Genomic DNA, 24,300 nt, shown 5'->3' with positions numbered 1-24,300 from the left:
CGGGTATTGGCAATCCAGGCTGCTTTGTAAACGCTGCCGTGCATCCGCCTTTTTGAACATCGCGGGTGTGCGGCAGCGCTACACTGAGGAGCATCGTCTTTATTTCGCATAATTGAAAGGTTCGTCCTATGAAGTTTTCCAGCCGACTCGATCGCTTTGGTGACGAGGTTTTCGCCGCCCTCAATAACCGTCGTGTCGCCCTGGAGGCCGAGGGTCGAACTATCTACAATCTCTCGGTGGGAACACCTGATTTCGAGCCGTACCCGCATGTGGTCGATGCTGTCGCGCAGGCTATTCAGGACCCTCAGATGTGGAAGTACTCTCTGCGCGACCTGCCCGAGCTCAAGCAGGCTGTGTGCGACTATTACGTTCGGCGTTTTGGTGTGAAGGGCATTACGCCCGATATGGTCTGCTCCGTTAACGGAACGCAGGAGGGAGTGGGCGTATTTGGCCTTGCCATGCTTGACGAGGGCGATACGGTGCTCGTGCCCGATCCGTGCTACCCCGTGTTCGAGGCGGGCGTGAAGATTGCCGGTGGCGAGCTCGCATACTATCCGCTCAACGCCGAACACGATTTCCTGCCGTATGTGGAGGGTATCGATCCTGCGGTGGCAGATCGTGCCAAGTACATGATCGTCTCGCTTCCCGCCAATCCGGTCGGATCGGTGGGCACGCCCGAGCTGTATGCCCAAATTATCGATTTTGCGCGTGAGCATGACTTGCTTATCGTTCATGACAACGCGTATTCGGACATCACGTTCGATGGTCCGCGCGGTGGCAGCTTCCTGCAGTATCCCGGCGCGCTCGAAGTGGGCGTGGAATTCTTCTCGCTTTCCAAATCGTTTAACGTCACCGGTGCGCGCATTGGCTTTTTGGTAGGGCGCCCCGATGTGGTCGCCGCCTTCTCCAAACTTCGCAGTCAGATTGACTTTGGCATGTATCTGCCGCTGCAAAAGGCCGCTATCGCCGCGCTCACCGGCCCGCTCGATGAGGTCGAGCATCAGCGCTTGATGTATCAAGAGCGTCGCGATGCCTTGTGCGACGGGCTCGAGGCTATCGGTTGGCAGCGCCCCAATGCGCACGGCTCGATGTTCGTGTGGGCAAAGCTTCCCGGTGGGCGCGTGGACTCCATGGCGTTTTGCGAGGAGCTCATGGAGCGTGCCGGCGTGATCGTGACGCCGGGTGCGAGCTTTGGCCCGCATGGCGAGGGCTATGTTCGCATGGCGCTCGTCTTGCCTCCCGAGGGATTGCGTGCAGCCGTTGACGCTATTGAGGCTGCCGGCATCGTTGGTTAAAGGAAAAAGCTCCTACAATTGCATGTCTTTTTCGGCGAACGGTCGATAAAGAGCTGTCGAGTGGTTCATAATAGGTTTGTAGATAACCTGAGTTGGACCTAGAGAGACAACTAGGCTCATGAGAGATGGGAGTGCCATGGTTAACGACAGGAAAGTCGCCATCGTCGGATGCGGTTTCGTGGGTTCTTCTTCCGCCTTTGCGTTGATGCAGAGCGGCCTGTTTTCCGAGATGGTTTTGATCGATGTCGATCGCGACCGTGCTGAGGGCGAGGCACTCGACATCAGCCACGGTACACCGTTTGGCAATCCCATGAAGATCTACGCTGGCGACTACGAGGACGCCGCCGACGCCGCGATCATCGTCGTTACCGCTGGCGCTGCTCAGAAGCCGGGCGAGACGCGTCTTGACCTTGTGAACAAGAACGTCTCCATCTTCAAGTCCATTATTCCGCGCATTCGCGAGGCGGGCTTCGAGGGCATTTTGCTCATCGTCTCTAACCCCGTTGACGTTTTGACGTATGCCGCCATGAAGATGTCCGGTCTACCCCAGAGCCATGTTCTGGGCTCCGGTACCGTGCTGGACTCCGCACGCCTCAAGGAGGCTCTGGGTGCCCACCTGGATGTCGACCCGCGCAACGTTCACGCCTACATCATCGGCGAGCATGGCGACTCCGAGCTTGCAGTCTGGTCCTCCGCCAATGTTTCCGGTGTGCCCCTGAGCGATTTCTGCGAGATGCGCGGTCACTACGATCACCTGGCATCCGAGAAGAAGATTGCCGACGACGTTAAGAACGCTGCCTACAACATCATCTCCAAGAAGCACGCCACCTACTATGGTATCGCCATGTCCGTGCGCCGTCTGTGCACGGCGATTATGCGCGACGAGAAGCACATCCTTCCCGTCTCCAGCCTTATGGTGGGCGAGTATGGGCTCGATGACATCTGCATCTCTATGCCTACCATCGTGGGCCGCAACGGCGTAGAGTGCCGCGTGCCGGTTTCGCTTTCCAACGAGGAGTACGCCGAGCTGCATCGTTCTGCCGACGCTCTCAAGGACGTCATGTCCAACGTCGACTTCGAGGCGTAAAAACCCTTCTCGTGTGTCAAAAAAGTCGACAGGTTTATTTCGACACATTATACGAAGATGCAGGTCAGGACCTTGTTGGTTCTGGCCTGCATCTTTCTATTGATGAGCGATGTGACAGAAAGTCCTCTGGTTTAATCTGTCACATTTCGATTCTGTCTGCTGTTTGGGTAGGATGGAGACACGGAAGCATCTGAAGCAGGGAGGGGTTCATGGACGATCGCAAAGAGGACGTGAGTGCTTCGGGCAATTTCCTGACCTATGCTCAAACCGCTCTGGATACATGGAATGAGCGACCGTTTTGTGCGGTCGATAGCCTCGTTTTGTCCTGGCTTGCCTACTATCGGCTGCCTGCCGATTGCCCTTCTGTTAACACCTGGAAGGGCGTCGACGTTCGCGACCTTTTGCGCCTGGAGTGTCGCGAGTCCATGACAGGGGAGCTATGGGATCCACGGGGCAGTTGGGACTTGTTGGTCGCCGTGTGCGCCAATCCACGCTATCGCGGCATGCGCGTATGCGGCTATCGCGCGGTGTTTGACGCGGCAGCGGAGGAACAGTTTGCCGCCATGACGTTTTGTTTACCCAACGGAAGCGTCTACATTGCCTTTCGAGGAACCGATTCGACTATGGTGGGCTGGAAGGAAGACTTCAACATGTCTTTCCGCTGTCCTGTGCCTGCGCAAACAACAGCGACTTCATATCTTGAATCGGCCGCGCTCGCGCTGGACGGTCCGCTTATGTGCGGCGGTCATTCCAAAGGTGGAAACCTTGCGGTCTATGCGGCGAGCATGTGCGACCCCGCTGTGCGTGAGCGCCTTGTACGCGTGTATTCCCATGATGGCCCTGGCTTTAATGAGACGTTTTTGGGCGGCGCGGAGTATCAGGCGCTGGCGGCTGCGGGCAAGATTGACAAAACGCTCCCGCGCTCTTCGATTATCGGTATGATCTTTGAGCATCAAGAGGATTATGCTGTGGTCGAAAGCTGCGACTTTGGTCTTTTGCAGCACAATCCCTTTTCCTGGGTGGTGCCGCAGGGGGCAACCGATTTCGCCTATTGCGAGGGTCTCTCGGCGGGCGCGCGCTATATGGATGATGCCCTGGCTGCATGGGTTTCCGGCGTGACGCCTGCAGAGCGCGGCCGTTTTATTGACGAGCTGTTTGGGCTGCTGAGCGTTACGGGCGCGAAGCACTTTTCGGATATTGCTGCCGATTGGCAGCAAAACGTGCCAAAGATTCTTTCTGCGCTTTCCGAGGTTGATTCCGATACGCGGAGGTTCCTCATCGATACCCTGGCTGCCTTCGCGCGCTGCGCATTGACTCCCAAGCTGCCCGAGCTTTCAAGTTTGACCGAGACACTTCGGGCATCGTTGCCGCTGGAGCGTATCGATGGAGTCTCTGCCTGGCGAGATAAAGTTGCCGCCATCCTGCGCGAATACGGATCTGGTTCGAACAAGGCACTGTAGTTTTGGTTTGCGCCCCGCATGTGCTGGTATCATGGCAGGGTTCAATTCGCACCGAGGAGCATATCGATGAAGATCAATCACGCCATCTTGCATATTCTGGACTTCGATTCTGCGGTCAACGTCATCAGCCAACGTGAGCTCGACCTCGAGGACAGTCGTGCGTGCCGTCAGTTTGTCACCACGCATCTGCGTCGTGCGCGAGAAAGTGGGGACAACAAGCGGGCGACTTTCTCCGAGGAATCTGCATTCGGCAGCGAGCTCAAGAGCTATTTCTATGGTGAGCGCGACTTTATCGACCTTTCGCAGCAGGTGGCAGATTTTATCGGCGGCGAGCTTTCGCGTGCTGATAAAGCCCAATCAACCGATATTCTCGTTGCCGATTTTGATGATGACGACGATGTGCGCTGGTTTGCCGTGATGCTTCTTTCGAGCAAACAGGCGTTTATGCACGAGGTGGGCACCGATGCTGGCCAGACCGTCAACGGCATCGCTCGCCATTATGCGATTCTGCCCAATCCCTCGCAGAAGCTGCAGAGCTACTGCGTGGTGCGCGCAAGCACTATGGAGATCGGCTACGTGGACAAGAAACGCAAGATTGCCGGCGAGGACCGTATGTTGATTCCGGAGGGCTTGCTGCAGTGCGAAACGGGCGTCTCGGGCAAGGAGGCTATCGACACCGTTACGCGCGTGGTCGAGGAGGTCGCCGAAGAGCACGGCACTAACACCGCGGTGGCGCTTGCTAAGGTCAAGGCCGCTGTGGCCGAGCGTGTTGAGGACGACGAAGAGCTGCCGCCCTGGGATATCGTCGACGAGGTGTTCGAAGACAGTCCTCAGATCAAAGAGAGCGTTAAGTCCGCCCTGCGCGAGGAGAAGCTGCCCGAGCGCGTGCCCGTGGAGCGCAAGCAAGTTGAGCGCGCGGCTGTGCGTAATCACAAGATTCGCACCGATACCGGTATCGAGATCAGTTTCCCGGCCGAAATGGGCTCCAACTCGGATTACATCGAGTTCGTCAACGAGCCCAACGGTCTCATCTCTATTGAGCTCAAGAAGATCAGCAGCATCGAGAACCGATAGGATATCGACGCCTCATGACGCTTGAATGGCGTAGAAGGGGCCTGCTGTCGTTCATAGCGCTCAACGACCATAACTCTGTATAGGCGATTCATAAACTTCATGATGCAGCGGCACTTGCTTATCCTGTCTTCAACAAGGTCGCTGCATGCTGCGCGCCCGTGCCTAAGACCTTAAATGTCTTTGGGATAGGGCAGGTCATCGGGCTGGTGGCTTGTCCTATTTGGATCCACCACGGTGCACCCTCTCTCAAGGCATGTGAAAGAGAGGAGAGCGTTGCGGCTCAAAACCATGTAGTCGGGTAGGCATTGTTCGAGGATCTTCAGACCCGTTGTGTCTTTACCGCGGGGCGTGAGAACCTCTTGGATCCCAAACCCATCCATGCTTTGCATAAGCGGAAAAGCTGCGGCGTGGGACTTTTAAAATGGCTGTGGTTAGACTAATCTAACTGTTCCGATCATCTATATTAGTTAGAGCGATTTAACATTTTGCTGCGAGGACAGGGCGATGGAAAAAAGCCAAACCTTCTGGGATAAAAACGCTGGGCGATACGACCTCTTCATGCGCAAGGACGCGGCGGCCTACGCGCAGCTATACGGATTGCTACGCCCCGCGGTGCGGCGCAAAACGGCACTGGAGTTGGCCACTGGCACGGGGCTTATCGCAAAGAACATCGTAAGCAGCGCCGACCATATCGAGGCAACGGACGCGTCGGCAGAGATGATCGCGGAAGCACGGCGGGACAATCGATCCACCAAGCTGCATTTCTCTGTGCAGGATATGTTTCATCTCCCTTATGCCGATGAAAGCTTTGATGTGATCATTGTGGCAAATGCCCTGCATATCGTCCCGGAACCGCAGAATGCTCTCTCCGAAATACGCCGGGTGTTAAGAAACGACGGCGTTCTGGTCGCGCCGACCTTCACCCACGCGGACAACTCCTTCTTTGGAAGGGTCAAGGCATTTGCCATGAAGCTGGCGGGCTTTCCTCTGCACAGCAGGTGGACGAGCGAGGAATACCTGGCATTTCTGCGGGAAAACGGCTGGACGGTGCAGAAAAGCACCGTGCTGAAGGCCTCGTTCCCACTGACGTACGCAGAGTGCGCAAAACAAAAGGAGCTATGACATGGGAGAAAAAATCAAGCTCTCGGGCGTGCCGGAGACCATGCTGCAAACCGTCTATGCAAGGGCAAAAGAGAGTCGGGGGCGCGGCACCATTCACGACGCAAAAGCAGAGGGAATCATTGAGAAGCTAGACTACGATTTCTCCCTTGCCGACAAGGATGCCGCCATGCGCAGCGGCGTTATTGCCCGCACCATTGTGCTGGATCGTCTGACGGAAGAATGGTTTTCGAAACACCCGGGTGGGGTGGTGGTCAATATCGCCTGCGGGCTGGACACCCGCTGCTATCGGGTGTCGGGCTACTCGCATTGGTGCAACCTCGACCTGCCGGAGACGATGGCGGTGCGTGAGAAGCTCTTGCCGGAAAACGGTGCGATTTCGCAAATAGCCATGTCCGCCATGGACGATTGGGGAGGCGAAATCAGCGAGCGGAATGTGCCAGCACTGATTGTCATTGAGGGGCTGACCATGTACCTGAACGCAAAAGACGTGCAGCAGATTTTTGCAGTGATTTCCAGCCGCTTTGAGAAGGTCACGGTATTCGTTGAAACGATGAATCCGATGATGGCGAGGTGCTTCAAGGAAAAGTCCATCGAGGGCAGCCATGCGAAATTCAGCTGGGGAGTGAAGAACGGTGAAGCCCTTGCGGCGCTGCTGCCGGATTTCCGATTTGTCGAAGAGCACAGTCTGACGGAAGGCATGGCGGCGTTTGCGCCAATCTATAAGCTGCTGGGCAAGCTATCTATCGTTCGGAATATCTCGAATAAGATCATCGTTTTGGAAAAGGAGTGACGGAGAATGTCCTTTTTCGAGAACACCCGCAAGCCCGTAGGGTTTGGCGGCAGGATCATGGTTTCTATGATGAATCTTGGACATACGCCTGTGGCAACATGGGGACTTGAATTCCTGTGCCTTTCACCGGATGCCAAAGTGCTGGACTGCGGCTGCGGCGGCGGATCAAATATCAAGAGGCTGCTGAAGAGCTGCCCGCAGGGTATCGTGAAGGGCATCGACTATTCGCCCGTCAGCGTGGAGAAGGCAAGGAAGGTCAACCGCGCCGCCATCGCGGAGGGGCGCTGCTCCGTCCTTCAAGGCAGTGTGGCGGATATGGCTTTCACAGATGACTGGTTCGATGTCGTTACGGCCTTTGAAACGGTATATTTCTGGCCTGATCTGCCGCAATGCTTCCAGGAGATCTATCGAGTGTTGAAGCCCGGCGGGACCTTTCTTATCTGCAACGAGAGCAACGGCGACACGGATAAGGATGAGAAGTGGACGAAGATCATCGGCGGCATGGTCATCTACAAGGACACCGAGCTGAAGGCTCATCTGGAGCAAGTGGGTTTTCACGATGTGCAGCTACACAAAAAGAAAAACTGGCTGTGCATCACGGCACGGAAATGAGAAGATCGAGCATGAGCATTTTTGCATCTATCCTGCGCATGGCTTATAAACTCTCCGGTGCGAAAAAGGCATTTGCTTTGCCGGAGGATGCGCTGCAAAAGGAAATCGAAAAGCAGAATCGGCACCGCGGCGTTTTTACGCCCACCGACCGCAAGGCGCACTATGAAACAGTCACCGTGAGTGGCCTTCCCTGCCTGATTGTGCGAGAGCGTCCGAAGCCGTCCGAGCGAGCTATTCTCTATTTCTTCGGCGGTGGCATGGTGATCGGTCCCGATAAGGGCGATCTGCCTGTGATGCGCAAGCTGTGCCGTGATACCGGCTGTGATGTGTGGTTTCCGTTTTACCCGTTATGCATGGAGCATTGCATTACTGAAACCTACGCGATGGTGTACGAATGTTACCGAAAAATGATTGAGATGTATGGCGGTGGGAACGTCAGTACCTGCGGCTTTTCCTCTGGCGGTGCGCTGGCGCTTGGCATTGCGGCGCATAACAATGCACAGCCCGAGCCGCTGCCGCAGCCGAGGCACATTGTCGCCGTATCCCCCGGCGAGGTGCCGTGGAATGATGCGGAACGGGCGCGGATGCAGGCGCTCAATGAAAGAGACGTTTCCATCGATTATGCCTTCATGGTGACGGTGGAGAAGTTTATGCGGCACGGCTGCGAGAATGTGCCGGACTATATGATCTCTGGCTCTCGGGGAGATTTTACCGGCGTAGGCGATATCAACTTCTTCTATTCTGCCGACGAAGTGCTTTACGGTGCTTTGCCGGATTTTGAGAAAGCCTGTAAGCGGGCAAATGTCCCCTATACGGTGTCTGCCCGCCCGAAGATGGTGCATTGTTACTGCATGCTGCCGATCTTCAGGGAGGCAAAAGAGGACTTTGCAAAGATCGCGGAGATCTTGGAGAAATAAGGCCGGAATCGGTCGTGTGATGATTGAAGTACAGAGGAATCAGTGGCTTCTATGGCGCATATTGGGTATGCGTCGGCGGATCGGACCGCGCAGTCATTGCCTTGATCGGGGTAATCCAGAGGATCGGCTTGCGCCGGGCAGAGAAATAGCTTTGCGCTCGCGGCGTAAACGCGCTCGCCATGTTGTCCGCGAAAAAAATCACGGCTATCACAGGTATCCGCTGGAGCGCATGGGGGCGGCAATTTCATGGCTGGAAGCCAACGGCAATAAAAAATCGGCATTGCCGGTGCGTCCGCCATCGGGACGCCGGCGGTGCCGCTACATAATATCCCGGAGGGAATGGCCGTGGACGCGGCCCATGCAGGGCTGTTGTCCGGTGCGGCGCAGATCACAGCCGCAGGTAAGATTGAAGGGTCTGAACCCGGAGGAGTTCCGGAACCAGACCCTCGCAGCCTAGTCGCTTTTAGGGCATCTAAGATTTGGGACGCAGTTCAGCTTTCTCGGGCTTTTCTTTGCTTTGCTGTTACAGCTGGCGCAGTCCCTCCTCGAGACCGGTCTTGCTATCGGTCTTCTCGTCGCGCTGCTTGATGATGCGGGCGGGAACGCCTGCTACGACAGCGCCCGCGGGAACGTCCTCGACGCACACGGCGCCGGCGGCGACGACGGCATTTTCGCCCACGTGTACGCCTTCGAGCACAACGGCGTTAGCACCGATGAGCACGCCGTCCTCAACGATAACGGGCGTAGCGCTTGCGGGCTCGACGACGCCGGCCAAAACGGTACCGGCACCGATGTGGCAGTTCTTGCCCACGGTGGCGCGGCCGCCCAGGATGGCGCCCATATCGATCATGGAGCCTTCGCCAATCACGGCGCCGATGTTGATGACAGCACCCATCATGATCACGGCATTGTCCCCGATGGACACACGGTCGCGGATGGTTGCGCCCGGCTCGATGCGTGCGTTGATGCCCTTCATATCCAACAGGGGCACTGCTGAATTGCGGCAGTCGTTTTCGATGTCAAAGTACTCGATATCGTCTGCATGGGCATCGAGAATACCTTTGAGCTCAGACCAGTCGCCAAAGACAACCTGCCCCGCGCCCTCGCCATAGGTGTGAGCGGAGCCGAAGTCGACCTTCCTGCCTGCCTTAACGCGCACGTAAACTTTCACGGGTGTCTTCTTCTTGGCGTTGGCGATGAAGTTGATGATCTCCTGTGCATCCATATTGGTGTCGTTTGACATGGGGTTTCCTTTCAAAACGAGGGGCGTAGCCGGTGTATGGCTCTTGTTAGCGTCTGGCTACTCGAACATAACTTGGTCAAAGGTGTAGAAACCGGGTTCGCGTTTTGCGAGTTTCTGCGCGGCGGCAAGCGCGCCGTTAACGAAGATCTGGCGGCTCGTGGCACGGTGGGTGAGGGAGACCTCCTCATCGGTGCCAAAGAAGCTCACTGTGTGCACGCCCGCGACGGTGCCGCCACGTAGCGAATGCATGCCGATTTCTTTGGGGTCGCGCTTGCCGCACATGCCTTCGCGGCCATATTGGGCGTGGTAGCCACATTCGGGTTCGGCGGCAATAACCTCGTCAAGCAGCATCTTTGCCGTGCCAGAAGGGGCATCGACCTTTTGATTGTGGTGCGTCTCGCAGATCTCAACATCAAAGCCGGGGAGCTCGCGCGTTGCCTGTGCCACCAGGTGGCGCAGCGTAGCCACGCCGATGGAGTAGTTGCCACTCCACATGACGGGGGCGTGCTTTCCCAGTTGCTTTATCTGCTCGAGCTGTTCTGCGGTGTAGCCCGTGGTGCCGCTCACGAGCGCTGCGCCCGTGCGTTCGACATAGGCGGCAACGGCAGACAGGGTGCAGGCGTTGGAAAAATCGATAATCACGTCGGCGGCGGGTGCCGTGGTGAGCTCGTCTGTATCAAAGCCAATTTGGGCCTTGATGTCAAAAAGCGCTTCGCCGGATGCATCCGTCATGGACTCGGCGGTTGCCTTGATGAGCGAGCCCATGCGGCCCGTCCCCATGATGATGGTGCTAAGCAATGATATCTGCCTCCTTAAGTGCTGCCGTGAGGACAGCGCGGGTGTTGTCCGCCATGGGCATGAGCGGCATGCGATAGTGAAGGTCGAGCAGGCCCATCTGGCTCAGGGCCTCTTTGACGGGAATGGGATTGACCTCGCTAAAGAGCGCTTGGATGAGCGGCTGACCGGCGATTTGAATCTCTCGCGCCCGCTCAACGTTACCATCCAGATACGCGTGGCACATCTCGTGGACGAGCGCGGGCTGAACATCTGCCCAGACGCTGATGGTGCCCGAGGCGCCCAGGCTCATAAGCGGCACGGTGAGGGCGTCTTCGCCAGAGTACATGCGAAACTCGTCGGACAGAAGATGCGCGATGCTCGCCGCAAACGCAACGTTGCCGCTGGCCTCTTTAATGCCCATGACGTTGGGATGGGCAGCCAAGCGCTCGACGTTGTGCTTGCTAATGCCGCAACCGCAGCGGCCGGGAATGTTGTAGAGGATGCACGGGATGTCGACGGCGTCTGCCACGGTCTTGAAGTGCTGATAGATGCCCTCTTCATTGGATTTGTTGTAGTACGGCGTGATGGTGAGCAAGCCGTCTGCGCCCAAGCGCTGGTAGGAGAGCGACTTATCGAGCATCGTGGCGGTCGAGTTGGATCCGGAGCCCGCGATAACGGGGACGCGTCCGGCAACCTGTTTGACCACGGCGGCAACGACGGTGTTGTCTTCCTCGTCGGTCATGGTTGCGGATTCACCCGTGGTGCCGAGCACCAAAATGGCGTCTGTGTTGTTTTGCAGATGGAAGTCAACCAAGCGTTCAAGTGCGGCGAAGTCGATGCTGCCGTCGGCGCAAAAAGGCGTGACGAGAGCTACGATCGAGCCCTCCAGATTGCGGATATCCATTATTGAGTCCCTTTCTTAAGAATTGTTCTTCAGATTGTTGAGAAGCTGCCGACCTGTGGGAGCGACGTCGAGCGTGGCAAAGTAATCGGCGGGCGTCTCGGCGCGGCGGATGAGCTCACAGGTGCCGTCCTCGTGCAGGAGAACCTCTGCCGAGCGCAGACGGCCGTTGTAGTTGTAGCCCATGGAGTAGCCATGCGCGCCGGTATCGTGGATGACCAGAAGGTCATCGATGTCGATGCGGGGGAGCGCTCGGTCGACGGCGAACTTGTCGTTGTTCTCGCACAAATTGCCGGTGATGTCGTAGGTGCTTGTGGCCGGGGCGCTAGATTTGTCCGGTCCGTTTTCCTGTCCCATCACGGTGATGTGATGGTAGGCGCCGTACATGGCAGGGCGAATGAGGTCGACGGCGCTTGCATCGACGCCGATATAGTCCTTATAGATATGCTTCTCGTGCAGGGTACGCGTGACCAGGCAACCGTAGGGACCCATCATGAAACGGCCCATCTCGCAGAAGATGGAGACGTCCCCCATGCCCGCAGGGACGAGCACTTCCTCAAACGCCCGGCGCACCCCTTCGCCGATAACGTGGATGTCGTTGGGTTCTTGCTCGGGGCGATAGGGAATGCCAACGCCGCCGGACAAGTTGACAAATGTCACGTGCGCGCCTGTTTCGCGTTGCAGGCGTACCGCGAGGTCGAACAGGATGCGCGCGAGGGCGGGGTAATAATCGTTGGTGACGGTATTGCTTGCCAGAAAGGCATGGATGCCCAGATTTTCGGCGCCGCGCTCAACAAGCATGCGGAAAGCTTCGAAGAGCTGTTCCTCGGTCATGCCGTATTTGGAATCTCCCGGGTTATCCATGATGCCGTTTGCCAGCTGGAAGAGTCCGCCGGGGTTAAAGCGACAGCTCACGGTCTTGGGGATGGGGCCTGCCACCCGCTCGAAGAAATCGATATGCGAGATGTCGTCAAAGTTGACGATGGCTCCTAGCTTGGCTGCCAGACGAAAATCGTCTGCAGGCGTGTCGTTGGACGAGAACATGATGTCGTGACCCGCAATACCCATGGCGCCGGCGAGCATGAGCTCGGTTTCAGACGAGCAATCGCAGCCTGCCCCGTACTCATGCAGGATGGAGATGAGGCGCGGGTTAGGATTCGCTTTGACGGCGAAGTATTCCTTAAAGCCGGGGTTCCAAGCAAACGCGTCGCGCACCGCTTCCATGTTGCGGCGAATGCCTGCCTCATCGTACAGATGAAACGGGGTAGGGAACTGCTTTGCTATAGCGACCAGCTGGTCTTTGGACACAAAGGGGGTCTTTGCCATTGAGGCTCCTTTTCTGATAGCACTCCTGCAGAATGTCCGTGCAGACAGTCTTGCGGGTATTTCCCGCAAGCCCACCTGGTCTTCCGTGCCCGGTCGACCAAGTTCGGCGGGGTTGCCTCGGTGCGGGGTCGTTGCCTGCCGGCTCGCCCGCGCGTCTTCGCGCCCGCTCCTCTATCGAGTTTTGCCACAGTACCATGAATATGATGGTGAAACAAGGCGAAAAGCAGCAACGACACTGTTTCGTAATACTCGCATGAAAGGGTACCTCGACGCTCTGGGGCAAGATGGGTGCCCTATAATGTCGGGCAATCAAACGCGTCGAAGGGCACCCATGGATACAAACGATACGCAGCGAAACGCCGACCTTGCACGGATCGTGCGCTATCGCCGAGACCTTCACCGCATCCCGGAGCTCGGTTTTGATCTGGGTCAGACCACGGCATATGTAGAGCGCGTACTCGCTGGGCTTTCCTGCGAGGTGACGCATCCGTGTGATTCGTGCGTTTGCGCGTATTTCGACGCGGGCGTCGACGCTGCTTCTACGACAGCGATTCGTGCCGATATGGATGCGCTGCCCATTGAAGAGGCGACGGGCGCGAGCTTTGCTTCGACTCATCCGGGCAAGACGCATGCCTGCGGCCACGACGCCCATATGGCAATGGCCCTTGCGGCCGCCGTGTATGTCGATTACGTTTTGCGTGAGCGCCCCGGTGAGCTCAAACGCAATGTGCTCTTTGTGTTTCAGCCGGCAGAGGAGACCACGGGCGGCGCTAAGACGGTGTGTGAGAGCGGGGTTTTCGAGCGCTATCACGTCGATCGTATCTTCGGATTTCATGTGTGGCCCGATTTGCCGGCAGGTACCGTTGCATCCTGTGCGGGCCCCATGCTCGCGCGTGCGAGCGAGACGCACGTGCGTATCCACGGTGAAAGCATCCACATTGCCAAGACTCTTGGCGTGCACGAGGCGGAGTCGCACGACGCCGCGCTCGCGGCAGCGCGGTTCTTGGTGGCTGAGCGTGAGCTCATGGATAGATTGGGCGCCGAAGAACCATGCATTTGCAAGTTTGGTCTGGTCGAGGCGGGTACGGTGTGCAATGCCGTGGCGGGGGAGGCACACCTGGCCGGTAGCCTGCGTGTCTTTACCGATTCGATGCTCAACCGTGCACGCGCGGGCATCCGGCGCGCGTTGGAGGAGGCCTGTGCGGCTACGGGCTGCACCTACGATCTTGATTTTGCTGAAGGATATCCGCCTGTGGATAACGATCCTGCTTTGTTCGGCTTGGCGCACCAGGTGGTGCCCGAGCTCGAGCTTATCGAGGAGCCCTTGCTGATTGCCGAGGATTTCTCTTTCTACCAGCGCCACCTACCGGGTGTGTTCTTCCTGCTGGGCTGTGGCGTTCCCACGGCGGAGGATGGTGGGCTGCCGGTCGAAAACCCGCGCGATGAGCAGGGGTGCCCTGCCTACGCCACGGCTGCGCTCCATACCGATACGATGCTCTTCTCGGAGGAGTGCCTGCTTTTGGGCCTGGACGTGTACAAGCGCCTCGTGCATATGGCATAGGGCAAACAGGCCGCCGGTCGTGCCTTTGCGTGCACTCGAGTCTAGGCATTTGCGTGCAGCGACAGTACGTCACGAGTGGCCTGCTGCGGCTGGCGCTCCGCATCTCAAAACCCGCGCACAAACGTCGACTTTTTGCTCTGGAGGGCGAAATATGCGCGTTTGTGCGCGGGTTTTCGGCGTTGAGTGGGCGCGGGTGGCCTCCCTACGTGCTGCCGAAATTCGCCATCCACCCTCGCATTAGCTCCCAGCTAATGAAATACAATTCCACTCTCTTTACCATGGGCGGTACATCACGTGACGTGTGCTCTCGTTGGACTGGAGAATGGAAAGAACATGGCAGAGAAAAAGAAAAAACCCATTGGCAAGATCGTCCTCATCGTTGTCGTTGTGCTTGTGGCGCTCGGCGCGTTTGGTTCGCTTTCCGGCGGCGACAAGGGGAGTGACTCCTCTACGAGCGCCGGCGCTGCAAAGACCGAGCAGACCGAGGAGAAGAAGCCAGAGCAGGAGCCTTACACCATTTCGGACGAGACTCTCGACACTTCGAACCCCTACGGCGTGAAGATCACCGGCACCCTCGTCAACAATACCGATGAGGATAAGAGCTACTTGCAGATCGAGTACAACTTGTATGATGCTGATGGCGCGCAGATCGGCACAGCCCTCGCGAACATCAATAACCTCAAGGCGGGCGGCACCTGGAAGTTCGAGGCGGCAAGCATGGAGAAGCCCGAGGACGTTGCCAACTGGGAGCGCGTGGACGTTTCTGGCTTCTAAGAAGCGGTTTCGTGTTAACCGAATTGTTTATGAAAGGAGGGGGAGATGGAGCACGAACGTCTGACGGAAGAGCTTTTGCATGAGCTGCTGGATGCTCCGACGGTCGATTCGTTTCTCGGCAGCCATGAGCTGCCAGACATCTCCCTTTCCGACTATCTTCAGCAGCTGTTGGAAGAAAAGCACCTCGAACGTGTGCGTGTGGTGCGTATGGCCGACCTTAACGAGACCTTTGGCTACCAGATTTTTACCGGGCAACGCCACCCGTCTCGTAACAAGGTGCTGCAAATCGCCTTTGCCATGGCCTTGAGCGTGCGCGAGACCAATCGTGCGCTTACGGCTGCCGGCGCGGCGCGCCTGGATCCCAAGTGCCGGCGCGACGCCATCATCCTGTTTTGCATCGATCGCGCTCGCTCGCTGCAAAAGGTCAACGAGGAGCTCTATCGCCTGGGCGAGGATACTATCTGTTAGACGTTTCTCGTCATACATTGATTCGAAATCTTGTCCGCACGCCTTGCTATGATATGCCCCATGGATATAACAGGTGACATAGAGAGCAATTTCGACAGCGAACTCGATTGTTTTCTGCGAGCGTACGGCCATGACGACCGGTGGCGCGTAATCGAAGTGCTAAAAGATGCTGACGCTACGGGGTCGACTGAGGTCGTTGTGCCCGCCGGCGCGCCGGTGGCGCACGGCAGTTTCGATAGCGCGGTGCCGCGATATGTTCGTAAGGTATATCCCGTGCAATCGGATGGAGCTGACGTTTACGAGGTGTTGCAGCGGGCTCAGCGGGCGGGGCTTTTTATCGGTCACGTGCCAAAGATCGTCGAATGCTTGCGAGGTCCCGAGCGTCGCTCGGTCGTGATGGAGTATATCGAGGGTCCCACGCTTTCCGAATACGTATCGAGCGGTAGCATCTCTCCGGCAGCGATGAAATATCTCTTTTTACAGCTTTGCACAGCGGTTCGCGAGCTGCATGAGTGCATCAATCCGCCCGTTATCCATAGGGATCTTAAGCCATCAAATATAATCATTTCGCCCTCGGGGCCGCAGTTGATCGACTTTGGCATTGCGCGCTTGTGGCATGAAGACGCAGAGTGCGATACCACGCATTTTGGCACGCGGCGCTATGCCCCGCCCGAGCAGTTTGGCTTTGGGCAGACGAGTGTGCGCAGCGACATCTATGCTTTGGGCAAGGTGCTGTTCTTTTGTCTTACGGGTAGGCAGCCTCCCAACGCTATGGATGTGTCTTCTTGCGAGGAGGCTGGCGTTGTGCATTCTATCGCACGGGTGATATGCAAGGCCTGCGCTTTTGATCCGCGCGAGCGCTATGCGAGCGTTCGCGAATTGAGCTCCGCGGTGAGCTCGCTGCCGCAGCAGGCATGGATGAAGCGCCCCGGACCCAACTCAAGTGGTCATCCGGCCCCCTTCGATTCGATGGTAAATCAGGCGCATGGAGCGTTCTCGAACATGCGGGGTGCTGCCAGCTCTTTTATCCGAATGCTACGCCGTATACCGCGATGGGCGGGAGCCATTTGGAATCTGCTGCTTCTTTGCAATTGGTTTTTATGCATTCTGGGCAGTCAATTTGCGATCTTTTATCCCAATGCGTTCGATACGGCGCTTCCATTTTGGTTTCGTGTTATGGAATACGACCTGTTAACCGTTGTCGCCCCTGCTGCTATCGTTAGCATTTTGCTCGATAAACGCGGGCTGTGGAAGCGTATTCCCGTGCTTCGAAATTGTGGGCAGCTTCAGGTGTGTTTAGTTGGAACGGGCGTGATTGTGATGTGCTTTACCGTTACTGTTTGCGCTTCGCTTATCGCATTGCCAAAACCCTAGAGCTGCTGACGCCGACCGGTTGCAGGCGAGTTTCGTGCGTCTGACCACGCATCTTGAATAACAGTGCGTGAAAAGCTTGCCCGATGATTGTTCCGGCAGGTAGGGGACCATACGGTCTGTGGTAGGATAGCTCCGGTAAAACATGGCCAAGATGGTGGTGCGGAGACGCACGGGCGCATGCGCCCAGGAGAATCGGGGTGAGAATCCCCGGCTGTACCAGTAACCGTATCTCGGACATCCGTGGAATCAGTGCGCTGCAGATCGGGCGGTGCGCGCGGATGGATGATGTCAAGTCGGATCGCCTCCCATCTAGGTGTCGCCTCATGCGGCACACGGCTCTGGAGAAAGGAGGTCCGACGTGATCGGACAGCACCCGCACGACGGTGAGCGGCAGCCTGCCGCTTTGTCGAGCAAAGAGGCGCGCAATCGAGTAGCGCGCACAATCAGGAACATGAGAATAGCCTCCGCACGTGTTCTTGTGGCGTTTATGACCATGCTTATGGTCTTTGGCACCACGCCGGCACAGCTGTGGGCCGAAGGCGCCGAGGGCATCGCCCGGGCTGTCGATGAGCTCGCGGCGACGCCGCAGGTCGAGGCCGCTGCCGAGGATCAGTCTGCCGAGGACGCGCCCGCGTCCGACGACGCCGCGGCCGACGCCGAGCAGGAGCCTGTGGCCGATGAGGAGCCGGCAGAGAAGGCCGCGCCCGAAGCCGACGCTGCTGTCGAGCAGCCTGCGGCCGTCGCGCCCACTGCGGTTACCGCTACAGGAAAGGCCAATGCCCCCGCAATCGCCTCTGCTGACGAGCTGACCTCCGAGGCCAAGGTCTATATCCAGGACTCCAAGGATAAAGACAACTCCTATTCCACAAAGTCGGGCGCGCTCAATGCGGGCGATACGCTCTGGGCAAACATGTACGATGAGGTCGAGGACGACTGGTACGGCACTTTGACTGAGTCCGTTGCCAATCCCGGCACCTGGACCTACACCTGGCTCGCCGGCACGACCAGGGCCAGCAGCAATGTCGCCGACTACACCGAGGTCGTAGGCCATGAGCAGTCGCTCTCCGTCACCGCCGCGATGGAAGGCAAATATTTCATCTGCAAGGTAACGGTTGATGGCAAGGACTACTATGGTCCGTCCGTTTCTTCCGGCTCGGGCATCAATGCCAATAACATCCCCGGTCCCGTGCTGGGCGCCGGGCAGATGGAGCTTGGCAGCGTCAAACTCAGTAGCGACACGCCGAGCGTGGGCGATACCCTTACGGCGACTCCGTACATAAGCTCTTATCAGCAAGCCCCCGCCGACGCCAAGGTCACCTACACGTGGTCCGCATCCACCTCGAAGTACTCGGGCTTTACCAAGATTAAGGGCGAGACGGGCGCTACGCTTACACTGACCAATGACCTCGAGGGTAAGTACATTAAGGTCGAGGCTACTGCCGGCGTCAACACGGTGAGCAAGACCACATCCAGCAAGGTCAAGCTGGCCGGTGAGGTCGAGATTTCGGCCGTGTCCATCGTTAACACCAAGGACAACACGAGCGTCTTCACAGTAGGGGATACCGCTAAAGCTCGCGCTAAGGAGACGGGCGGCGCGTACGGCGCATTCGTTGACGCGGACAAGCTCAACTTCCAGTGGCAGAGCTCTGACACCAAGGGCGGCACGTATACCGACATTGCGGGTGCTACGGGTGAGACCCTCGAGCTAACCGATACTTTGGGCGGCAAGTACCTCAAGTGCAAGGTGTCTTCGAAGATCGGCTCTTCGAGCTTGACCAACTCGACGGGCGCTCTCGTTGCTGCTGCCGGTTCAATTAATGTCACGAGCGTGACTATGAGCCCGACTTCGGGCAAAGTCGAGGTTGGTTCCACGATTACGGCGACCGCCAAGGCGGGTTCCACTGACGTTACCGCTGATTCGCACGTTTCGTGGCAGTGGTACAAGGGCACTTCGAACAGGGCCAACTCGTGCAACACGCCTATCGAGGGTGAGACCGGTAGCACCCTGACGGTGACCGCTGCCCTTAAGGGCTACTACGTCGTGGCCAAGGCCAACGGCGGTTACGGCGAGCAGAAGCCTTCTTACTATGCGGCGGGTCCTGTTTCTGTTGCGGGTCAAGTGGAGCTCTATGACGTGCAGTTTGAGGGCTCTCCTGCCACCAACGGCGTGCACGTGGGCGACAAGCTCAAGACCAAGGTGCGCAAAAAGGACGGCTCCAACTATAACTATATCGACCGCACCGATAATGTGACCTATCAGTGGCAGTATGCAAATACCAGCTCGAGCTATGACTCCGCTTATACCGATATCCCCGGTGCTACTGAGGCCACCTATACCGTTGACGCTGCCTATGCCGGCAAGTATCTGCGCGTGAAGGTGACGAGCGAAAATACCGTTTTCAGCACGCAGAAGAAGGGCTCGTACAGCGGCACGCAGTCTATTGCTCCGCTTGGTCCCGTGACGCTTAAGGGCCAGTACAAGCTGGCGGGCATTGAGCTTGCCGATAAGAACGTTACGCTGAGCGTGGGTTCAAAGATCACGCCGAGCGTGCAGGTTCCGGGCAGCTGGTCGGGCTCGACGAAGGACGTGCCCGACGATGCTGAGCTCACCATGGCGTGGTATGCCAAGGGCGAGGGCGATGCCGACTGGACCGAGCTCACCGACGGCATCGATACGACCGACGGTAGCCTGACTATTACGGATGCGCTTGTCGGCAAGAAGATCAAGGTTACGGCGAGCGCTCTCGACAACACGGTTGAGTGGGTTTCGTCGGACAGCGTTACCGCGGCGGGGGAGTATAACCTGCTGCGCGTGACCACTACGCCGCAGATCAATAGTGATTCGATTCATCTCGTCTCGGGCGATAGCGTTAAGGCGACGGCACAGGCCAAGCGCGCCGACGGTTCGACCACCAACGGTATCGACGTCACCGACCGGGCGACTGTTGCCTGGTATGCGGCCGACGACGCGAAGGCTCCGACGGCCGACTGGACGCTTCTGTCCGATATGTCGGGCGCCGAGGCGACGGTCTCGGCTTCTGCCGCGGGCAAGTATCTGAAGGCTGTCGCCACGAGCGGCAGCTCGACGGTCGAGCTCGTCTCTGCCAATCCCGTCATCGCCGCAGGATCGCTTGAGGCCGCAGTCCAAAAGCTCAACGATGCCAATAAACTGATCACCGTTGATTACAGCGCCAAGGGCGGCAACGTCAACGATGTTCTGAAGGCGCAGCTTGCCGATTTGGGCTTCACCGATATTGACGTCAAGGTCTCCGAGGGCAGCGTTGCTTTTAAGGCCGAGGACGCCAAGGCTACGGTCGGTATCTCCGACGCCCAGGATAAGACCAACGGCGATGTGAAGTTCTTCTACATCGACCCCAACAACTACACCGGTTACAACATCGATGGTCTGCGTAGCGCCGATGTGGTGTTTGAGCTGTCGCGCGATGGCAAGACCGAGTATTACCAGCCCAACAAGTCGGTACAGGTTGCTTGGGACGAGGCTGAGCTGCAAGACCTTCTTGACAGTGCCGCCGAATCCCTGCAGATTGGCTACGCGGCGGGCGAGTCCGCCGATGGCGTGACCCAAAATGTCACGCTTCCGTACAAGGCGGGTTCCGCAAAGAAATTCTCTGTTGAATGGACAAGCTCCGACACCGAGCGCCTGTCTGTTTCTGGTTATAGCTGGGAAGATAAGACGGGTAAGGTTTCGCGCGCATCGAGCGATCGAGACGTGACGCTGACCGCCAAGGTTACGGTTACGAGTGGCGACATCAAGCTTGCCGGCTCGCACGACTTCAAGCTCACCGTCAAGGGCGATCCCGAGAAGATCGCCGCCGACAAGAAGGCACTGCAGGAGAAGGTCGATGCGGCCTTTACCTACAACAACATCAAGTACTCCGGCACCGACGCGGTCGCTAACAAGGATGGCCTGACCGCCGATCTGCAGATGCCGCGCACGAGCACGCTTAATATCGACGGCAAGTACTACAAGGTCGAGTACTCCGCCAGCACCGACGGCATCACGTTCAACGGTTACAAAGGCACGGTCTACCAGCCGCTGCCTGGCGCCGAGGCGGCGAAGGCCAAGATTACCCTTACGGTGACCGATAAGTCCAACGCCGAGGTCACGGCAAGCAAGACCCTCGACTTTGCGATTGCTCCGCAGGATCAGGGGGAGCTCGATGCTGAGCTTTCTCTTATGGAAAAGGCGAAGGCTGGTTACGCTGCTGCCATCCTTAACGGTCAGGATGCCGCTGCTGTTACCGGTGACATGCACGCGTTTCAGAAAGCGTATCTGGATGCCGACGGCAACCTTGCCTGGAGCTACAACAAGGCAACGACCGATTCGACGTCCCTCGGCATTGTTCCTGTTGACCTGCCTGGCTATGATGCGATGTCCGGACAGGACTGGCGTCTGTTTAAGTCGAGCAACAGCTCTATTGTTTCCGCAGAGAATCTCAAGGTCACGCAGCCGCAGTACAACACGAAGGTTGTCGTTTCCTCGCGCCTGACGAGCGAGAAGTACGCTCGCTATGCCGAGCGCTATCCTGACAATGCCACGTATGCCAAGCTTGCCAACCAGGATGTCTCAGCAACGTTGACGGTCGTGGGCACGAGTGGTCAAAACAGCCCCGAGGTCACAGCGACGTGCTCGGTTATTGGCGTCGACGCTAAGGGCAACCAGCAGACCTGGACCGCCGCCGAGCCGTATACGCTCAAAACGGGGTCTACCGCCGCCGACCTCTCTGAGGCGCTCTTCAAGAAGCACGGCCTCACTGCCGATTACGGCATGGGAACCTGGGGCTGGTACCTCAATTCCGTCACCTCGCCCGTCGACGCGGGCCGAACGCTTGGCTATGATTCGCAGACCGGAGCGTACTGGCAGCTCTTTATCAACGGTACGGCCGCATCGGTGGGCGCTGGCGATTACACGCTCGAGGCGGGCGACTCTGTCGTCTGGTGCTACTCGAAGTACGGTGACGCTGCGCCCACCGACCAGCTCTCCGTGAGCTGCGAGGTTGTTGGCCAGGCTAAGGACGGTAGCCAGCAGACCTGGGCTCAGCCCACGACCGTCCAAGTGAAGGAGGGCTCGACCGCCGCGGAGCTCTCTGAGCAGGTGTTCAAGCAGGCTGGCATTGGCGCTGACACCGGGACGGGCTCCTACGGCTGGTACCTCAACTCGCTCACCTCTCCGTTTGATGAGGGCGTAAAGCTCTCGACCGAAAAGGTTGACGCTTCCACTTGGAATTACTGGCAGTTCTTTGTCAACGGCAAGCTTGCAAATGTGGGCGCCGGTAACTACACGCTCAAGGCCGGTGACAAAGTTTCCTGGGTCTACGGCTCTGACGGTACTATGCCTGGGCAGACAAAGGCTTCCCTGCAGATTATCGGTGTTGACAGCGGCGGTAATGTTCAGACGTGGGCGCCTGCGGCTGACTACACCATGGTTGATGCCGCGACCGTGGCTGATGCGACTGAACTTGCCTTCAAGCAGAGTGGCATCTCTGCGGATTATGGTACGGGTACATGGGGCTGGTTCCTCAACTCAATTACATCGCCGTTTGATGGGCGAACGCTCGCATGGGACTCTACGACTGGGGCTTACTGGAAGCTCTTTATCGATGGCAAGCCTTCCGATTTGGGCGCGGGCAGCGTCAAGCTGAAGGACGCGAAGTCTATCGCCTGGGTCTATACGGCTGACGACAAGCTGCCTGACCCCGATGCCCTCACGACCGACCCCAACGCGCCTAAGTCTAACTTCGACTCTGCCTGGTCTGCGTTTGCCGGCGGCAAAGCCAATGGCTCGGTTGTCGAAGTGCCGACTCCGTCTGGTGCAGCTGAATCTGCGTGGGATGAGCCTGCGGATATCAAGGGCGGTGCAAAAGGCGTTTCGGACTTGCTCATTATCGACGGTAATATTTGCGCGGTTAAGGGCGACCGCATTGTGCTCATAGATTCTGAAACCGGAAAGAAGGAGCTTGCGAGCTGCTCTATTGGTGCGAACAATGGCTACTTCTGCCGTCCCGCCTATAAAGACGGCTATCTGGTCGTTCCTTTTGAGGACGGCTCGCTCGGCATTTTTGTTCTGGACAAGAAGGATGGGCAGTACTCGATAGCCTGTCGATACAAGACCCCTTCGCTCGGGATCAAAGATACCCAAGCTCTCACGTCCGTGACCATTTCCGGCGGCAAGGCCTACGCAGGCTTCACTGTTGTCGACGGTTCAGAAGGTGCGCTCGTGTGCGTTGACCTGGCTTCCGGCAAAGTGGACTGGACAACAGACAAGAAGAAGTCCGAGACCAACGAGAACGAGGGCTACTACTGGGCGGGCGCTGCGGCCTCCGGTGACGACATCATCATCGGTAACGAGTCCGGTAAGGTTGCCCTCATTGATGGCTCCAACGGCAAAGAGCTCTCGAGCGTAAGCGTAGGCACGCCCGTTCGCTCTGGCATCGTCGCCGTCGAGGCTGGCGAGAACGGCGACGGCACGTATCTCGCGGTCTCCCGCGATAACGGAACGCTCTACAAGATTCGTCGCAGCGGCAACAGGCTCACGATGGAGAATGAGGGGAAGGGTGTCGCTTTCGCTGCCATTTCCACCTCTACGCCGGCAGTGAGCAACGGTCTGGCGTATGTCTGTGGCATGGACATCGAGGGTTACGGAACGCTCTCTGTCATCGATCTGAGCACTATGAGCGTTAAAAAGAGCATCCGCGCAGACAAGGGCGAGTCCAAGAGTGCCCCGCTCGTCTCGGTTCAAGGTAACGACACGTACGTGTACTTCACCTGCAACGCTCTGCCCGGTGGCGTTTACGCTTATAAACTGGGCGACGATGCGGCGCAAATGATATTCACGCCCGACGCAAAGTATCGTGAATACTGCACCGCTTCTATCATCTGTGATGAGAAGGGCAACCTGTACTACGCCAATGACTCGGGACGCCTCTTTAAGCTAGCGGGTGCCGAGTCCTGGAGAGTTGCGTTCGATGCACGGGGCGGTTCGTACGTCGCACCGCGTTATGTTGCCAAGAACAAGATGGTTTCCGAGCCGGTCGCCCCTACCCGCGACGGCTATACATTCCTCGGCTGGTACACGGCTGAAGGCAAGAAGTGGGATTTCTCCAAAGACGTCGTGACGGCCGATATGACGCTTTATGCCAAGTGGACAAAGAACGAGAGCCCTGTGCCTTCGCCGGTTCCTTCGTCTCGCCCGGTCTCAACCAAGGGCAACGCCTCTTCGACCTCTCTCGTCCTTACTTCGCACGCTACTGTGTCTTTGGCGGGGGTCCTCAAGAGCAATGCGGCGCGGCAGACCGGCGAGCATGAGTCGCTTCTTGCCGGTTTTGATTCTGGCGAGCTCGAGACTTCCGTCGAGAAGTCGTCCGATCGCGGGGCAGTTGCGGTAACCGCTGAGAAAAAGAAGGTCGATCTACCCACCTGGCCGTTTATCGGCATCGCTTTGGGCGTCTGCGTGGTTGTTCTTATAGTGCTTAAGCGCAAAAAGCAAGGCGGTGAGTAG

Annotated in this window: 17 protein-coding genes and 1 riboswitch; of the genes, 13 read left to right on the top strand and 4 right to left on the bottom strand. The window is 57.7% G+C overall.

Annotation, left to right across the window (positions count from 1 at the left end; genetic code table 11):
• Positions 1-128 precede the first annotated feature (128 nt).
• From HF320_RS06730 to HF320_RS06695, 8 genes are all read left to right on the top strand, one after another.
• A complete protein-coding gene (locus tag HF320_RS06730) occupies positions 129-1,295 on the top strand; it encodes a pyridoxal phosphate-dependent aminotransferase (protein WP_169277640.1) in 1,167 nt (388 codons plus the stop codon).
• A gap of 136 nt (positions 1,296-1,431) precedes the next feature.
• Entirely contained in the window at positions 1,432-2,382 is a 951-nt protein-coding gene (locus tag HF320_RS06725; protein WP_169277639.1) for an L-lactate dehydrogenase, read from the top strand.
• A 209-nt stretch (positions 2,383-2,591) separates the two neighbouring features.
• Complete coding sequence (locus tag HF320_RS06720) at positions 2,592-3,842, top strand: DUF2974 domain-containing protein (protein ID WP_211159006.1); 1,251 nt, start codon at positions 2,592-2,594, stop codon at positions 3,840-3,842.
• Positions 3,843-3,908: 66 nt separating this feature from the next.
• Positions 3,909-4,916, top strand: coding sequence for a nucleoid-associated protein (locus HF320_RS06715; RefSeq protein ID WP_169277638.1), 1,008 nt, complete (start codon positions 3,909-3,911; stop codon positions 4,914-4,916).
• Between the two features lie 504 nt (positions 4,917-5,420).
• Complete coding sequence (locus HF320_RS06710) at positions 5,421-6,038, top strand: class I SAM-dependent methyltransferase (RefSeq protein WP_169277637.1); 618 nt, start codon at positions 5,421-5,423, stop codon at positions 6,036-6,038.
• A 1-nt stretch (position 6,039) separates the two neighbouring features.
• Positions 6,040-6,828 carry a class I SAM-dependent methyltransferase gene (locus HF320_RS06705; RefSeq protein ID WP_169277636.1) on the top strand — a complete coding sequence of 263 codons (789 nt, stop codon included), beginning with the start codon at positions 6,040-6,042 and terminating at the stop codon, positions 6,826-6,828.
• Between the two features lie 6 nt (positions 6,829-6,834).
• Entirely contained in the window at positions 6,835-7,440 is a 606-nt protein-coding gene (locus HF320_RS06700; protein WP_169277635.1) for a class I SAM-dependent methyltransferase, read from the top strand.
• Between the two features lie 11 nt (positions 7,441-7,451).
• A complete protein-coding gene (locus tag HF320_RS06695; RefSeq protein WP_211159005.1) occupies positions 7,452-8,357 on the top strand; it encodes an alpha/beta hydrolase in 906 nt (301 codons plus the stop codon).
• Between the two features lie 523 nt (positions 8,358-8,880).
• On the opposite strand, the gene dapD is transcribed toward HF320_RS06695, so the two are convergent.
• Genes dapD through HF320_RS06670 form a run of 4 tightly spaced genes read right to left on the bottom strand, consistent with a single transcriptional unit; the run spans position 8,881 to position 12,604 of the window.
• Complete coding sequence (gene dapD, locus HF320_RS06685; protein ID WP_169277634.1) at positions 8,881-9,600, bottom strand: 2,3,4,5-tetrahydropyridine-2,6-dicarboxylate N-acetyltransferase; 720 nt, start codon at positions 9,598-9,600, stop codon at positions 8,881-8,883.
• A 57-nt stretch (positions 9,601-9,657) separates the two neighbouring features.
• Entirely contained in the window at positions 9,658-10,398 is a 741-nt protein-coding gene (dapB, locus tag HF320_RS06680) for a 4-hydroxy-tetrahydrodipicolinate reductase (protein WP_211159004.1), read from the bottom strand.
• A complete protein-coding gene (dapA, locus tag HF320_RS06675) occupies positions 10,391-11,281 on the bottom strand; it encodes a 4-hydroxy-tetrahydrodipicolinate synthase (RefSeq protein WP_169277633.1) in 891 nt (296 codons plus the stop codon). The genes dapB and dapA overlap by 8 nt, the downstream gene beginning before the upstream one ends.
• A gap of 15 nt (positions 11,282-11,296) precedes the next feature.
• Positions 11,297-12,604: a diaminopimelate decarboxylase gene (locus HF320_RS06670; protein WP_169277632.1), complete on the bottom strand. Its 1,308-nt coding sequence runs from the start codon at positions 12,602-12,604 to the stop codon at positions 11,297-11,299.
• A gap of 9 nt (positions 12,605-12,613) precedes the next feature.
• Positions 12,614-12,786, bottom strand: a riboswitch (Lysine riboswitch).
• Between the two features lie 149 nt (positions 12,787-12,935).
• Between HF320_RS06670 and HF320_RS06665 the strand changes: the two genes are divergently transcribed.
• The 5 genes from HF320_RS06665 (at position 12,936) to HF320_RS09190 (ending at position 24,300) form a co-directional block, all read left to right on the top strand.
• Positions 12,936-14,165, top strand: coding sequence for an amidohydrolase (locus HF320_RS06665; RefSeq protein ID WP_169277631.1), 1,230 nt, complete (start codon positions 12,936-12,938; stop codon positions 14,163-14,165).
• Positions 14,166-14,498: 333 nt separating this feature from the next.
• Positions 14,499-14,939: an FxLYD domain-containing protein gene (locus HF320_RS06660; RefSeq protein WP_040220302.1), complete on the top strand. Its 441-nt coding sequence runs from the start codon at positions 14,499-14,501 to the stop codon at positions 14,937-14,939.
• A 45-nt stretch (positions 14,940-14,984) separates the two neighbouring features.
• Complete coding sequence (locus HF320_RS06655) at positions 14,985-15,407, top strand: XRE family transcriptional regulator (protein ID WP_169277630.1); 423 nt, start codon at positions 14,985-14,987, stop codon at positions 15,405-15,407.
• A 273-nt stretch (positions 15,408-15,680) separates the two neighbouring features.
• Positions 15,681-16,781 (top strand): protein kinase domain-containing protein, encoded by a 1,101-nt coding sequence (locus HF320_RS06650; RefSeq protein ID WP_169277629.1) that lies wholly within the window; start codon positions 15,681-15,683, stop codon positions 16,779-16,781.
• Between the two features lie 358 nt (positions 16,782-17,139).
• Entirely contained in the window at positions 17,140-24,300 is a 7,161-nt protein-coding gene (locus tag HF320_RS09190) for a DUF4430 domain-containing protein (RefSeq protein ID WP_169277628.1), read from the top strand.

Source organism: Collinsella acetigenes (assembly GCF_012844445.1).
GTDB lineage: Bacteria > Actinomycetota > Coriobacteriia > Coriobacteriales > Coriobacteriaceae > Collinsella > Collinsella acetigenes.
Note: the sequence above shows the minus strand (reverse complement) of the source record. Positions and strands in the feature narration are given on the sequence as shown.

What these genes read in the sequence shown, in the direction of transcription:
- HF320_RS06705 (WP_169277636.1), top strand. Translation starts at nt 6,040, where the DNA reads ATGGGAGAAAAAATCAAGCTCTCGGGCGTGCCGGAGACCATGCTGCAA.
- dapD (WP_169277634.1), bottom strand. Translation starts at nt 9,600, where the DNA reads ATGTCAAACGACACCAATATGGATGCACAGGAGATCATCAACTTCATC.
- HF320_RS06655 (WP_169277630.1), top strand. Translation starts at nt 14,985, where the DNA reads ATGGAGCACGAACGTCTGACGGAAGAGCTTTTGCATGAGCTGCTGGAT.
- HF320_RS06695 (WP_211159005.1), top strand. Translation starts at nt 7,452, where the DNA reads ATGAGCATTTTTGCATCTATCCTGCGCATGGCTTATAAACTCTCCGGT.
- HF320_RS06730 (WP_169277640.1), top strand. Translation starts at nt 129, where the DNA reads ATGAAGTTTTCCAGCCGACTCGATCGCTTTGGTGACGAGGTTTTCGCC.
- HF320_RS06720 (WP_211159006.1), top strand. Translation starts at nt 2,592, where the DNA reads ATGGACGATCGCAAAGAGGACGTGAGTGCTTCGGGCAATTTCCTGACC.
- dapA (WP_169277633.1), bottom strand. Translation starts at nt 11,281, where the DNA reads ATGGATATCCGCAATCTGGAGGGCTCGATCGTAGCTCTCGTCACGCCT.
- HF320_RS06660 (WP_040220302.1), top strand. Translation starts at nt 14,499, where the DNA reads ATGGCAGAGAAAAAGAAAAAACCCATTGGCAAGATCGTCCTCATCGTT.
- HF320_RS06670 (WP_169277632.1), bottom strand. Translation starts at nt 12,604, where the DNA reads ATGGCAAAGACCCCCTTTGTGTCCAAAGACCAGCTGGTCGCTATAGCA.
- HF320_RS06665 (WP_169277631.1), top strand. Translation starts at nt 12,936, where the DNA reads ATGGATACAAACGATACGCAGCGAAACGCCGACCTTGCACGGATCGTG.
- HF320_RS06725 (WP_169277639.1), top strand. Translation starts at nt 1,432, where the DNA reads ATGGTTAACGACAGGAAAGTCGCCATCGTCGGATGCGGTTTCGTGGGT.
- HF320_RS06700 (WP_169277635.1), top strand. Translation starts at nt 6,835, where the DNA reads ATGTCCTTTTTCGAGAACACCCGCAAGCCCGTAGGGTTTGGCGGCAGG.
- HF320_RS06715 (WP_169277638.1), top strand. Translation starts at nt 3,909, where the DNA reads ATGAAGATCAATCACGCCATCTTGCATATTCTGGACTTCGATTCTGCG.
- HF320_RS06710 (WP_169277637.1), top strand. Translation starts at nt 5,421, where the DNA reads ATGGAAAAAAGCCAAACCTTCTGGGATAAAAACGCTGGGCGATACGAC.